This is a genomic window from Thalassotalea sp. G20_0, assembly GCF_017744175.1.
GTDB lineage: Bacteria > Pseudomonadota > Gammaproteobacteria > Pseudomonadales > Endozoicomonadaceae > Endozoicomonas.
This window is the reverse complement of the sequence record NZ_JAGHQV010000006.1, coordinates 139,240-153,397: the sequence shown is the minus strand read 5'-3', so window position 1 is coordinate 153,397 and position 14,158 is coordinate 139,240. Positions and strand designations below refer to the sequence as shown.

The 14,158-nt window shown below is 52.8% G+C and carries 11 protein-coding genes; all 11 read right to left on the bottom strand.

Annotated elements, in window-relative coordinates:
- Nucleotides 1-4: 4 nt before the first annotated feature.
- Nucleotides 5-589 carry a hypothetical protein gene (locus J7438_RS05500; RefSeq protein ID WP_209275744.1) on the bottom strand — a complete coding sequence of 195 codons (585 nt, stop codon included), beginning with the start codon at nt 587-589 and terminating at the stop codon, nt 5-7.
- 128 nt (nt 590-717) lie between these two features.
- Nucleotides 718-1,680, bottom strand: coding sequence for a hypothetical protein (locus J7438_RS05495; protein WP_209275743.1), 963 nt, complete (start codon nt 1,678-1,680; stop codon nt 718-720).
- A 176-nt stretch (nt 1,681-1,856) separates the two neighbouring features.
- Complete coding sequence (locus J7438_RS05490) at nt 1,857-3,887, bottom strand: PhoX family protein (RefSeq protein WP_209275742.1); 2,031 nt, start codon at nt 3,885-3,887, stop codon at nt 1,857-1,859.
- 130 nt (nt 3,888-4,017) lie between these two features.
- Nucleotides 4,018-5,319 carry a tetratricopeptide repeat protein gene (locus tag J7438_RS05485; RefSeq protein ID WP_209275741.1) on the bottom strand — a complete coding sequence of 434 codons (1,302 nt, stop codon included), beginning with the start codon at nt 5,317-5,319 and terminating at the stop codon, nt 4,018-4,020.
- Nucleotides 5,319-5,972, bottom strand: coding sequence for an energy transducer TonB (locus J7438_RS05480; RefSeq protein ID WP_209275740.1), 654 nt, complete (start codon nt 5,970-5,972; stop codon nt 5,319-5,321). Before J7438_RS05480 ends, J7438_RS05485 begins: the two co-directional genes overlap by 1 nt.
- Nucleotides 5,972-6,385, bottom strand: a complete 414-nt coding sequence (locus tag J7438_RS05475) for an ExbD/TolR family protein (RefSeq protein ID WP_209200111.1) — start codon at nt 6,383-6,385, stop codon at nt 5,972-5,974. The genes J7438_RS05480 and J7438_RS05475 overlap by 1 nt, the downstream gene beginning before the upstream one ends.
- Nucleotides 6,382-6,969: a MotA/TolQ/ExbB proton channel family protein gene (locus J7438_RS05470; RefSeq protein WP_209275739.1), complete on the bottom strand. Its 588-nt coding sequence runs from the start codon at nt 6,967-6,969 to the stop codon at nt 6,382-6,384. Before J7438_RS05470 ends, J7438_RS05475 begins: the two co-directional genes overlap by 4 nt.
- 11 nt (nt 6,970-6,980) lie before the next feature.
- On the bottom strand, nt 6,981-8,459 hold the full coding sequence (locus J7438_RS05465; RefSeq protein ID WP_209275738.1) for a MotA/TolQ/ExbB proton channel family protein: 1,479 nt from the start codon (nt 8,457-8,459) through the stop codon (nt 6,981-6,983).
- Entirely contained in the window at nt 8,456-9,310 is an 855-nt protein-coding gene (locus J7438_RS05460; RefSeq protein ID WP_209275737.1) for a DUF3450 domain-containing protein, read from the bottom strand. Before J7438_RS05460 ends, J7438_RS05465 begins: the two co-directional genes overlap by 4 nt.
- Nucleotides 9,311-9,313: 3 nt before the next feature.
- The gene (locus J7438_RS05455) at nt 9,314-11,287 is read right to left on the bottom strand and encodes a phytase (RefSeq protein ID WP_209275736.1); all 1,974 of its coding nucleotides are present in this window, start codon (nt 11,285-11,287) and stop codon (nt 9,314-9,316) included.
- Between the two features lie 14 nt (nt 11,288-11,301).
- On the bottom strand, nt 11,302-14,037 hold the full coding sequence (locus J7438_RS05450) for a TonB-dependent receptor (RefSeq protein WP_209275735.1): 2,736 nt from the start codon (nt 14,035-14,037) through the stop codon (nt 11,302-11,304).
- Nucleotides 14,038-14,158 lie beyond the last annotated feature (121 nt).

The following is a 14,158-nucleotide window of genomic DNA, read 5'->3' as shown; positions in this document are numbered from 1 at the left end:
GCCATTATCGGATGGAAGAATCTTCTGCAGCCATTCCGGCACCGGAAAAGGCTGCTTTTGCTGTATAGTCCAGCCCTTTACCCACCAGGTAGCCAACACCTCCACCGACCACGACCGAGCCTGTGCCAGACAGGACCCGGTTCAAAGCATCAGGATGATTCGCACGTATGGACTCTTCTTCTTCTGGTGGACCCAGTACCAGTAATGGCATTGTGAGGGCACTACTGCAACCCAGGCCACAGAGCGCTCCTGCATAGGTACACGCCTGGACAATATGAGAATCCTGCTGAATGAAGGGGGTGATACCAAGGTGATCCATATACGTGGATACGGTATCACGAATTTCCACAGCAGCTTGCCAGAAGGCGGTACAACCGTGGTAGGCACCTTGTGCGAGGAGGTATCCCATAGTGCCAGAAGCGCCCACATATAAGGCGCGATTCAGAAAATTGTCGTCGACCGTGATCTCGAATACAGTAAAGCCGAAAGCAAGTCCTGTTATGGTACCTGCCAAAGACAGAGTATCCTTCATCACAGAGGTGGGAATAATAACGTTGGTCGTTGAGCCTGTACCTGAGTTGATATCCATTGTTAAGTCCCTCTCAGATATAAGAATGTGACGTTTTACGTAAGGCGACCATGTAGATGCACAAGCCAGGAAAAGGTTACTGCTGGCATTACAGGGGTTTTGTCAGCAAAAGGGGGCTGTCTACCTGTTCAGCGGCCAGTGGTTATCGATCTAAGGCATTCAGCCGCCATTCTGGCACCGGAAAAGGCTGCTTTTGCCGTATAGTCCAGCGCTTTTCCCACCAGATATCCGGCACCGGCACCGAGCATGACCGAGCTTGGGCCAGACTTGATTCGGTCCATAACACCAGGAGGAGGCCAGCAAGGAGGAGGATCATAGCGACCAGAGTGCGCACGTCTTGCCATTTCTATTGACTCTACTGATTGAATGAATAATGGAGCTTCGAGGACACGACTGTAACGCAGGCTATAGCAGGCTCCGGCGTAGGTAAATGCCTGGACAATATGAGAATCCTGACTGAAGGGGGGAATACCAAGGTTATTCATATACGTGGATACGGTAGCACGAATGACCTCAGCGCCTTTCCACAAGGCGGTACAACCGTGACAGGCACTTTGTGCGAAGAGGTATCCAGCAGTGCCACAAGCGCCCAAATATAAGCCACGATTCAGAAAATTATCTTTGTTCGAGACAACAAATACAAGATAGCCAAAAGCAAGCCCTGACAGGGTACTTGCCAAAGACAAAGTATCCTTCATTACAGAGGTAGAAATAACAACGTTGGTCGTCGAACCTGCATCTGAATTGGTATTCAAAGTTAAGCCGCTATCCCGGGCAATATGAGAATCCTGACTGGTGGGGGTAATATCAGGGTTATTGATATACGTGGATACGGTATCACGAATTTCCACAGCACGTTGCCAGAAGGCGGAACAACTGTGATAGGCAGTTTTGGCGATGAGGTGCCCCGCAACGCTACAAGCGCCGACATATAAGGCGCGATTCAGAAAATTTTCGTCGTCCGGGAGGCGGGTTACAAGAAAGCCGAAAGCAAGCCCTGACAGGGTACTTGCCAAGGTCAAAGTATCCTTCGCTACAGAAGAAGAAATAACAACGTTGGTCGTCGAACCTGCACCTGAGTTGATATTCATAGTTAAGCCGCTATCGGATGGAAAAATCTGACGTTTAACGTGAGGTAACCCTGTAGATGCCCAAGCCAGAAAAAAGTTCCTGCTGGCAGGTAATAAAGGCCTTTTTCTGCACCGCCGGTCGAAGACAAGGAGGCGAATCAGTGGATTCGCCCTTTTTATTACGCAACGCGGTTCAATTAAGTTCCAATCACCCCACCGTCATCCCTGGTAATCAGCACAGTACTAGACCGGGGTCGTGTAATTCCATCACTGGCCGGAAAGCTGATGGCTGGATGCTGGATATTAACCCACATGGCTTTGCCATCGGGCGTGGTGGTCACACCAGTGATTTCACACCCTCTCGGGCCTGTCAGAAAGCGTTTCACTTCTGCGGTGACCGGATCGCAGCAGAGCATCTGATTGGTGCCCATATTGCTGTTGCGTTCCTCATCGTCACCGTAATCGGTCTGAATCCAGAGACGCCCCTGGTAATCAAACCAGATACCATCCGGCGAAGAGAAAATATCGCCCTTGATATCTCCCACGAAGTGTTCAGGTACCGGGCTGCCATCCGCCAGTGTCGCTCCGGGACGATCACCGGCCAGCAGAAACATCTCCCAGTTGAAATGGGTGGCCGTGGGATCTGCGTTTGCCTCGGTAAAGCGAACGATCTGGCCATGGCGGTTATCTTGCCGCGGGTTGGCGGCATTGGTTTGTTGATCCTCTTTTTGGCCCCGGTGCTTATTATTGGTCAGCGTGACATAGACTTCCCGGGTCTGCGGATGCACGGCAACCCATTCCGGGCGATCCATGGTTGTCGCCCCCAGAATATCCGCGGCCCGACGGGCGTGCACCAGAACATCGGCCTGACTGGTAAAGCCATTGCGCCGGGTGAGGCCATGGTGACCAAACACCAGTGGCCGCCACTCGCCACGACCATCATCATGGAACACCGCTACATAAAGGGTGCCATTGTCCAGAATATCCCGGTTAGCCGCTGGATTACCCGGCTCATAGGCCTGATCCGGCACAAACTTATAAACGTATTCGCCACGGGTATCATCGCCAAAATAGAAGGCCATACGACCATCATCACCCAGCGAAAGTGTTGAACACTCTCTGACCAGTCGCCCCATGGAGGTGCGCTTTTTCGGGGTACTGTCCGGCGAAAAAGGGTCAATTTCCACTACCCAGCCGAAACGGTTGGGTTCGTTAACATAACCGCCATGAGCGGCATGGTGGTCAGGCGTCGCATTAAAACGGGGTTCTACTGACTCCCAGGCATAGTATTTACTGTTCTTGTCCTGGGCCACACCATAACGCTGGTGAGCTGGGCGTTGCTGATAATCTTCAGCATCACGGTTAACAAAGTAGTTCTTCCAGTTCTCTTCACAGGTGAGATAAGTCCCCCAGGGTGTTACGCCCATGGCGCAGTTATTCAAAGTGCCCAGCACCTCAAGACCAGCGGGGTCTGCCACGGTTTTCAGAAAATCAGTACCGGCCACTTCACCGGTCAGATCCATGGGGGTAAACCCGGTGATCCTGCGGTTATAGCGGGAATCTTTGACTTTTTGCCAGTGACCATCCGACTGCTTGCGAACTTCGATAATACTGACACCGTGGGCCGCCATCTCCTTTTTCACTTCATGCGCCGGGCGCTGTTTAAACCCCTGCTGGTTTTCAGTGATGGTGAGACCATTGGGATGAAGCGTGGGATTAATGTATTCATGATTCATGACCAACAGGCCATGGTCGTCCGGCTGGTCCGCAAATGGGAAGAACCAGATCCCATCGTGATTCTGGCCTGCCTGCTTCATCTGCTCCCGCCAGCTGTTGCTGCCATCTGGCCGCCAGGGTCTGGCACCTTTCTCTACCGGATCACCCCATGAAAAAAAGACGCTGGCCGTATAGCCTTCAGGCACATTAATGGCATCGAACATGGGGTCCTGTTCAATGGGAATTGGCTTGAATCCGATGTCTGGCTGTCGCAGATTACCCGCAGAACTGCCACGGAGACTATGATGGCTCTGCCCTGTGGTACCCATACAGCCGCCAAGAAAGCCTGCCATGGCCAGACCCAGGCCACCTTTCATAAAGTTCCGCCGACTTTTTTCTACCACCTCATCCAGAGCACGGTTGCCGGAGACATTATCCGGCTGATCGTCCAGCGACTCCAGCTGTTCATGAAAATCACGATGGTTCTGTAACTTTGAAGTTCCGGCTTCCATGATTATCCCTCATCGTCAGGTAAACGCATTGTTATTAAAACGTTATTGGCAAACAGAGATTAGGTGATCGCTGTTACAGTTTTATTGCGCAATCCGGTTAAATCAGCTCAATATCCGGTTACGTGGTCAATTACATTGCCAGACCTGCCGTTGCAGTCATCGACTTTTTCTGCTCAGCCTGCACATGGCTGAGCCATTGCCGGGCTGAGTTATGCACCCATGCCTTTCCCCGGTCACGGGCATTGATAAAGGCCGACTCAGCGCTGGCATAGTCCCCTTGGTGGAACCTTGCCATGCCCAGCAGTAGCCATACTTCGGAGTCTTTGTTGCCCTGGTTATCAAGCACCCGTTGTAAACGGGTTGCCGCACTCTCCCAATCACCCATGGACAGAAAGGTCCTGGCCAGCAAAAGATCGTTTTTTTTATCGTTATGGAGCGACGATGCCCTGACCAGAACCTTGATGGCATTGTCATTATTCCGGGCCCGGAGCCAGGCCTGTGCCAGAAGACGCAGATTCTCTGCGGACGCTTCAAGGTGGTTGCTGTCGATGCCATAACCCAGCACCGCAGCAGCTTTTGCTGGCATGCCCTGCTGAACATAGAGAATGCCCAGGGCTTTCAGATGAGAAGCACTGGTCAGCTGTTGTTTTTCATAGAGACTTTCCAGCAGGCTGATCTGCCTGGCCTGTTGCCCAAGCTGACTGTAGGTTGCCGACAGTGCCAGGAAATAGTCCGGTTTGCCAAAAAGTTCTACCATAGTCTCAAGCACTCGGGCGGTTTTTTCATAATCATTCTGAGCCTGATAGCTGGCTCTTAATAGTTGCAGCCAGCTTTCTTCGGGTTGACCGGCTTGCTCAATAACTGATGAAATCAAGGCAGCAGACCTGCGATAGTCAGACAACTGATAATGACAGTGAGCCATCAGGACCTGAAGGCTGCTATCAACATGACGGCTATCCGCTGCAACATCAGCAGACCGGATTTGCTCAGCATACGACAGTGCCTTACGGTACCCGGCTTCCATAAACCAGAGTTGTGCCAGTGTCCGATGGGTGCTGATCAGCAAAGACTCAGGAATATCTACCTGTTGCAACACCACCTCATAGGCGCTGATCGCCCGGGGAATGAATCCACGGAGGTAATCCACATAGCCTGCCAGATTCCATACCTGTGCTTTTTCATAGGCTGACAGCGAGTCGTCTTTTTGCAGGCTGGCGATCAGCTGGCCCGCCTCAGCATAGGCACCATTGAGCGTATGGGCCCGGGCCACTTCCAGAGTTTTATACACTGGCTGAGAAAGTGCGTGAGTATTTTCGGGGCTGGCCTCAATCGGAAAAACTGCAGACAACAGCCCGACAAAACAGCAAAGCCTGAGCCAGAACATGACTGTTGTGTGTTTTACATGCGGTGGTAAATCCCATTTCATGGTCATCACTGTATCCGGTAGGTAAACTGATTACGAAGCCCAAAGACCTCCACCGCCTGACCATCAACCATTCTGGGTTGATATCGAAAACGAATGGCAGCCTGAACAGAAGGCCTGTGAAACAACCAGCTGTCACACAGAGACTCAATCACGGCGACATCACGAACCGAGCCATCCCGGTTCACGGTATATTCAACGGTACACTGCCCTTCGATGCCACGGTTCAGGGCACGCTCGGGGTAGACCGGTGCCACTTTAACAATGGGCAGGTAGTCCGCTTCTTCCATAGCACCCAGATTAAACCCAAGATCATTCATGGCGATACCGGGCGCTACTGTGGGCGATGGCAGGGGGATGTGCTCAAGCGCTGGCAACTCACTGGTAAAGGCAGGCATGGGTGGTGATGGAGGGATGACCGGCGCTTCGGGTGGTGCTGCCTTCTGTTTTTTTTCCACTGTTTTTTCAACGGTTTTAACGCGCACAAAATCCAGCATATCCCTGGCCGGCGGTCGATCAAGATGACTTTCCGAAGGGGAAATCAGTGCTTTCATCCCCAAAAAAAGTAATAAGGCAATAAGTGCTGCCAGAACCAGGGCAAAAAAACGGGTCGATAGATTCAATAACCCGCTGCCTCGCTGGATGACCTGCTGGTGAAACATCAGGAACCGGCCTCCCGCGTAGCAATGGCCAGGTTCTCAACCCCGGCAGCACGTGCCGCATCCATAACCGTAATCAATGCCTCATTACGGGACATTCTGTCGGCTTGAATCACCAGGGTGCCCTGGGGATTCTCACTGTGCAATCGCTCGATATTGGCCCGGATGCTATGGCTCTCGACCTGACGCCCATCAATCCAGAAAGTGTCGTCTGCCCCAAGTGCCACCAGTATGGCGGCACTTTCCTGTTGCTTCCCGGTTGAGGCCTGTGGGCGATTCACCTCAATACCGGTTTCCCTGATAAAACTGGCTGTCACTATAAAAAATATCAGCAGGATAAACACAACATCCAGCATGGGGGTCATGTCGATATTGAGTTCCTGATCCTCCTCCTGCTGCCAGGCAAACTTTCTCATCTCGTTTCTCTCCCTTGGTCAGTCACACGCAAGCCTGTGCCCATCGCTGGTACAGAGCCCTGGTTCTGCGACAGACTCAGCTGCCGGTTAAGGTAGTCCCGCTCTTTATTGCAACGCTGCTTTAACCAGAGCATCGCCAGCAGCCCCGACAGCGCCACCACCATACCGGCCATGGTGGGAATGGTGGCCCTGGAAACACCGGCAGCCATCGCTCTTGCATTGCCGGTACCTGCTACTGACATGACTTCAAACACTTCCACCATACCGGTCACTGTCCCCAGCAGACCCAGCAGGGGGCAAACGGCAATGATCGTTTTTATCAATGGCATATTTCTGTCAACCCGGCCCATAGTGCACCGGGTCAGGCGACGGCGAAGCGGCTGCTCGCTTTTCGGCAAACCCCGTGTGTGCTCATGCCAGCCAGCAATCACCTGCTGTACCATGGCACGGTGATATTTTTTCAGATAGAGCACCCGGTCCAGAATCAGGCTCCAAAGAAAGACAGTGACCGTGCCAATCACCATCAGCACCGGGCCACCCTGGTCAAGAAAATCCTGAAGCATCGACCATGGCATATCGAACATCCGTGACCTCCTCAGGCAAATTCTTCAGAATAACGACGGCTGGGCTGTTCATTACCGGCGCGTTTGACCAAAGACTCACCAGTCGCCGACACCGGACGGTCAGAAACCCCGGTAATCAGGCTGGCCGCCTGCTCTTCCATAATCTGGGCCAGCGCTTTTGCCCTGCCACTGACCAGGGCGTGCAGTAGCATGGTGGGAATGGCAACGGTCAAGCCCAGTACCGTGGTAACCAACGCCTGGGAAATGCCGCCGGCCATCAGCCTGGGATCCCCGGTCCCAAACAGGGTAATGGCCTGAAAGGTAATGATCATGCCGGTGACTGTGCCAAGCAGGCCCATCAATGGGGTAATGACCGCAATGGTTTTCAGCAGAACCAGCCGACGATTCAGTGCCGGTATCTCATAGGTCAGAATCTCACTGAGCCCCAGCTCCAGCGCCTCGGCAGAGTGTTGACCATAGCGACTGAAGCCCAGCAGCAGGCGTCCAAGGGGATTGTCAGCCACCGGGGTTTCCCTGTGGCGCAGTTGCCAGTTGACTTTTCTCCCCAGCCAGAAAAACGACACAAACCGTTCAAGGCTGATGATCAGCGCCAGCAGCCCAAGGGCAAGAATGCCATAACCAATAGCCCCCCCCTGCCCGATGCGATCCACCAGCCCCGGCACATCAACCAGCATCGTCAGCAGCTGCCCACGGGTGGGATCAATGGCAATATTGAGCGGCAATGGTTGAGCACCGTCCAGACTGGACAGCTTGTCCAGATAGCGGTCATCGGGCTGGCGGGGCAAAGTCATCAACTGGCCTGTTTCCGGGGCATAGGCGAGGTAGCTGCCGTTATGAACCAGATTGAACAATCCGATACGGGTCACTGACTCGACGGATTGACCACTATCCGGCAGATTAACGGTAGTATCAAAACGCACCACTTTACCCGACTCGACCATCTCCCTTTGCAACTCAAACCAGAGCCGCTCAAGCTCATGCAAGTCTGGCAGGCGGGTAGCACTGCCCATCTTTTCAGAAAATGCTTTGAGAAAACCATCCCGTTCAGGAAACTGGGCCTGGGTCAGAGAGTCAGCAAAGTCTGCACGGGTTTCATTGGCTACCTGCTGAAGCGAGCCAAACAATGCCTTCATTGCTCCCAGCTTCAACGACAGTGTGTCATTAAGCGTCGCCAGTTGTTGACTGTTCTGGTCAAACTCTGCTTCCAGGGTTCGCCCCTGTTTCTCAACCGCAGTGACCTCCTGTTGCAGCAGCCGAAGTTTTTCCTGCTGCAGTGCTCTGTCATTTCTGAATTGCAACAACCGCTGCTGGTTAAGCTGACGATCATTTTGCATACCCTGTTGTAATTGCTGTAACAACGCCTCCATGGTTAATGGCTGAGTCTGAACAGGCTGTCCATTATGATTGGCAGTGGTTTCGGCGATAGCCGCCTTTGATAGCAACAACGGTGCCAGCACTATTAATGTAATGGTTAGCAATCTACGGATCATGATTGACCTCCAGCAGAGGCTTTGACAGACTCAATCTGAAAAACCGGTACTTCCAGCAAGTCCGGAGCGGTCTGTTTGCGGGCGATCTGTAACCCCTTGTGCATCTGTCGGCGGTATTCAGAAGGGTTCAGGGAGACCCATTGGCGCAGCCCGGGATTCCAGGCTCCCATCCGGTCCTTTGCGGGCGTCTGATAAAGCAGCGCAACTCGCCCGATTCTCAGAAACTCCACCGGGAGTGTTTGATTATCCAGCACCATTTCCCCCCGATAGGCCTCGATGGTCCTGCCGTATTTATTCTCTTCCCGGTAGGCCGCAAAGACATTCGCCAGTTTATCAGCGGTAGCGACATCCGGGTCATTCAACATGGATTTCAGGTTATCCAGTCGCTGACGCCTTTCTAACGGCAGAAAAGGGACATCCAGTCGGATAAACTGCTCCAAACCTGTGATCATACGATCAATCAGGGGGATGACCTGTCGCTCAATATCCACGGCCCGTTCAATCGACGCATTGATTTCGGCCATTTCCCGCTGTTGTTCATCCACCTGATTCAGCAGAATCCGGTTATAAACCTTAAGCCCCTCCAGCTGTTTCATCTGTTGCAACCACCGGGTTTCCATCCTGTCCGTCTCATCATCGATAGCCTCAATGGTTTTCTGTGCCTGTTGATTGGCTTCAATCCGTTGCTGCCCCAATGCGGTCAGATCATTCACTGATGAACTGGCCAGCGTGTTGCCCCAGACGCCCAGGGCCAACAGCATGGCGGGCAGGTAACGGGTTGGCTGTATCCTGCTGATGCCAGCAACAGCGGACTTCCTTTTTCTGCGCTTTCCTGCAAGAAGGTCTCTCACGGCTTACTCCAGGTTTAATACGGTTTGAATGGACTGCCACGGGATATATTTGAAGTTCTGTGTCGCCTCCGGCATTCGGTTACGGCCATCCTGAACCACCAGCATTCCCCGGGAAAAATGCATACCCAGCCCGGCACTGGTGACGTCCAGTCCATCGGTCTCTGAAGCACCATCAATGCCTGCCCGGGCGTTAATCCCAACGCGGAATGATCCCCTGACCTGATAGGGTGCGTTGGCATCGAGGACCAGATAACTGTCGTTTCCCTGACTGGAGACAATCAGATAGGCGTTGCCCGGTTGCTCATAGACGGCAATGCCCTCCACGTCGTCTTGCAGCAGACTTCCTGTCTTAACCACCGGAGAGAGAACCGTTCCTGCCGAGGCATCGGCCCCGATAGTCCAGACCCCCTCACTCTCCTCACCAACAAACAACACCCTCTGTCGGTCAAACGCCACACAGCCTTCCGGTTGAGAGGCGACGCGGAAGCTGCGAACCTTCCGTCCGTTAATTTTCTGTCCCTGCAGATAGAGTTCGTATTGCTGATAACGACCGTCCTTATCATTGACAAAAACATGCATCGCACCGGGCTCTGGCTGATACATGCAAAGTCCATAGATTTCAGACAAGTCAGTTGGTACAAGACCGGCCTCGGACACTTCGCCACTGTCCGGGTGAATACTGAATAGCGCAATGCTGTTACTGGAACGGTTACTGGCTGCGGCAAGATCAATCAGCCCAACAGCAGTGGAGAAACCGTATCGAACATCGACATTGTTCAACCGGCCACTGGCAAAGAACTGCAACTCATTGCCGCTCAGGTCATAGATATGCAGCCCCTGTTTCTTATTGGTGCCAATGACACGGCTGTTTGCCGGGTCTGCCCGGTTTACCCAGATCGCAGGATCATCCGCAACGTCACCATGCACCCCGACGGGCCTGGTCTGAACGACAGGTTCAATAGTGGCCATGACAGGTGCGGCTTCAGGGGTTTTCTTAAAAATGGCCTCAGGCCAGGTCAGGGAAGCGTGAAAGTACTGATCCGTTTCATCGTCGTATAAACCAAGATAAAAAACCGACTCAGTTTGTTGATCGCTTGCAGGTTGATAAACCGACAGCTGCTCCGGGGTGGCAATACCAGACAGTGAGCGGCGGGAGCTTTCCACCACATTGGCATCAGCATCCAACAGAAAGCGGTAAACTGTTTTTTGTTCCGGATCTATGGCCAGCAATCCATTCGGGATGGCAGCAAGCCCCGTGACCATAGTATGAGACAGTGATAGCGGCTTCCTGGTTGCCCCGGACTCCGGATCCGCTGGATAAATCCATATGCCGCGCTCTTCTTCCAGCACAAACAATCGGGAATTGGCATCATCCACCGTGCAGGATGAGCTGCCAGGTGGCAGACTGAACTCCCTGATTTTTCGCGGCACAACTGTCTGGCTGGCACTATCCAGCACCAGCCACTGCTGGCCACGCCCCGCGCCATCCACCAGAAACAGATGGATTAATTGCTGTCGATCCCGAAACAGACAGATATCTTCTATTTCAAAGTCTGGAGCGGGCAGTAACGCTTCCCTTTTCAGTCGGGCCTGCTGGCCATTCACCGACACTATCATTGGTCGATTAGCCGCCGTGTCCACCGTGGCGGCAAGGGATACAGAGGCTCCTGCCAGTTTCACGCCGTGCCGGACATCAAGATGCTCCGTCTCACCCGGGAGGTCATCCAGATGGACGCCCTGACGGTCCAGCAGCAGCGTTCCCTGTTGTTCACTGGTCGCCAGCCACATTTCGGGCCCCTGATCACCAACCTTTAAGGGGATAATGGTTTCCCCCGACAGGTTTGACGTATTACTCATGGCTCTGGCAAGAATGACATCATCCGACCCGGTCAAAGCCGCACAACCAGCAAGCAGGCTGATCATGACAGCCCCACCAACAGCTCTGATAACACCGTTGATAGCAATACAGTTTTCCATTGTTATTCCACCTATCAAAAATTGCTCAGGGTCAGACCCAGTTTGTAGGTGCGACCATACGCTTCATACTGGGCGTTATAGGCAGAGCTGCCGGTGTATTTATAAAAGGCGGCGTCATTCAGGTTAGTCACCTGGAAGAAAACCTGTACCTGATCGTCTACCTGGTAACGGCTGGTTAAATCAATCTGCGTATGGTCATCCACATAAAGGTCATAGCGTGAATCAGATACCCGGGTTATTTCATCCAGGTAGTGGGACTTGTAATTGGCTGCCAGACGCAAACTGAAGCGGTCCATGTCATAACCCAGCTCCACATTGGCCGTAATATCTGACTGACCGGGTAATTTCACATTGCGGGTAACCAGGTTGCCACCATCGACGCCTGCGACATCAGCACTGGAATCAGTAAACGTGGCGTTGGTATTCAGCAGCAATCCATTCCAGGGCGAAGGCAGCTCGGAAAACTGTTTAGAGTAAGCCAGCTCAAGTCCATACACCTTACCCGAATCACCGTTGACCGCGACCCTGGCCTCGGAATAGGCCGCGTATTCGCCCGTCCCGCCCAGATCCGTGGTATAGATGAAATTCCTGAGATCCTTATAGAACACAAACGCTGAAAATACTCCGGCCCGTCCCAGGTAAGTCTCTATGCCGAGATCCAGGTTACTGGACTCCGTGGGATTGAGCGCCGGGTTACCAAACTCTGCCTTATCTCCCAGCTCCACCACATACCCTGGCCTGGCCTGTTCAAAGGTTGGCCGGACTACCGAGTTGGTCCAGGCTGCTCTTATCAGCTGATGGTCGTTTATACGATAACGGGCGTGGAAGGCAGGCAGCCAATGTCGATAGCTTTTATCGCTGGTTTTGGCTATGGCCACACTGTTGTCTTTGTCATAGCCAAAACCACGGGAGGTAAACTCTGTTCCTTCATAGCGAATGCCGGTCAGGAAACGCCACCGGTCAATATCCACTTTCCCCATGACATACGCTGCATCAATGTCTTCCGTAATCTGGTAGTCTCCGATGGCGGATTTTTCCTCATCCAGCACTGCAGGAAGACCACTGATGACATCCCTTACGGCATCGGGATTAACCGACGGACCAAAGTTACTCAATGAATAATCCACACCACCATTGACGAAACCGGTCATCGGCTGATTAATATTTTCCACCAGCCAGACATCTTCCGAAGCTTTTTTGTCACGACGACTGACCTTGCCACCAAACTTCACCATGGCCGGATGATTCTGCCAGTGGAAGTCTTTGGAAAGATCCAGCTTCACACTGACAATCTGGTCATCGGTCTCGGCGGTGGATTTTTCAGCTTCCGTAAATGTGTAACCGGATGCCCGGTAAAAGTCATCGGGCCCGACGACAACCGGTTGGCTTCCATCGGTATAGCTGAAGTTGCCGGTAATGCCTGTTGCTTCAAAAACAGACTCGACACTGTCTGGCTTTTTCTCTTCGGCATGGCTGAAGCTGGCACTGTATTCCATGGTCCACTCCCGGTGACGGGAGCTGCCCCCAACCACAGCAGAGACAATCTGCTGGATCTCTTCCCGATCTTTCAGCTCCCGTTGCGCTTCACCACCATCAAGAGCGCCTGTAACCCCTTCTGCCAGACCGCCAGCAAACGCCATTGTCACCCGATCCCTCAGTTCAGTGTCTTTAAACTCGCTGTACAGGGTTCTCAGGTAGAGGTCATTATCGTTATCCGGCCGGTAATCAACATTCAGCGTGGCTCCCAGCCGTTCACGTTCAATGTCGTAGTTCCTCAGCTCAACTTCATCGAGTAACGGCGGCGTGTTATCAAAATTCCATGCCCCACCGGTCTCTATATTTTCAGAACCGAATTGACGCTTATTCCAGCTGAAGGCTCCTGCCACGCCAAAATTATCCTGACCCTCTCCCACACTGAAAATATCACTGACAGTGGCCGCCAGCCCCGGGCTATTCTGCCCGGTGTCCCCATGGTGGGATCCATCACCACTGACTTTGTAAAAAAAGCCATCCCGGTCAAAAGCAGACAGGCTTTTGATATTCACAGTGCCACCAATGGCGTCAGCGTCCATATCCGGAGTCAGGGTTTTGATGACCTGAAGAGACTCCAGCAACTCCGACGACACAACATCGAGATTAACGGCACGGTCACCGCTGTCTGGTGAGGGCACCATCACCCCATTGATAGAAACCGAGTTAAGGTCAGGTGACAATCCTCGAATACTGACCTTACGTCCTTCACCCTGATCCATTTCAACCGAGACACCGGACACCCGACGCAAGGCTTCTGCCACGTTGGCATCGGGAAGCTGTCCGATAGCATCGGCATTAACGGCACTGATAATCCCATCGGCAACTCTCTGCTGGTTCAGGGCCCGGTTCAGGTTAGCGGCATGACCTACAACCAGCACTTCCTCGGTTGCACCGGCCATGGCCAGCTCAAATATCTCGCTTGATGTCTGATCATCTTTCACCGTCACTGTCCTGGCCAGGGTTTCTGCTCCCAGGTATTGAACCGTTAAGGTGTACTTACCCGCTTTAACAACAGGGAACGTAAACGTTCCTTCACGATTGGTTGATGTCTCCAGGTTTAATTCTTCCAGACGGACTGAAGCTCCCTGCAATGCCACCTGACGCCCTTCAGTCATTAACCGCCCTGCAACCTTGCCAGCCGCTTCAGCAACCATTGGGTATATTGACGAGCTGATCGCCAGAGCCAGCACAGCAGGCCTGAACAGGTTGTTATTCATTGAACATGATTTCATGAATCGCCCCGGTAAATTCCATTTGTTTTTTTGTAAGTCTTATGGAGGCTTACCCTAGGACGATCAATTGACAGTTTTATTACAGAGGTTTTTCACACCCTTGATA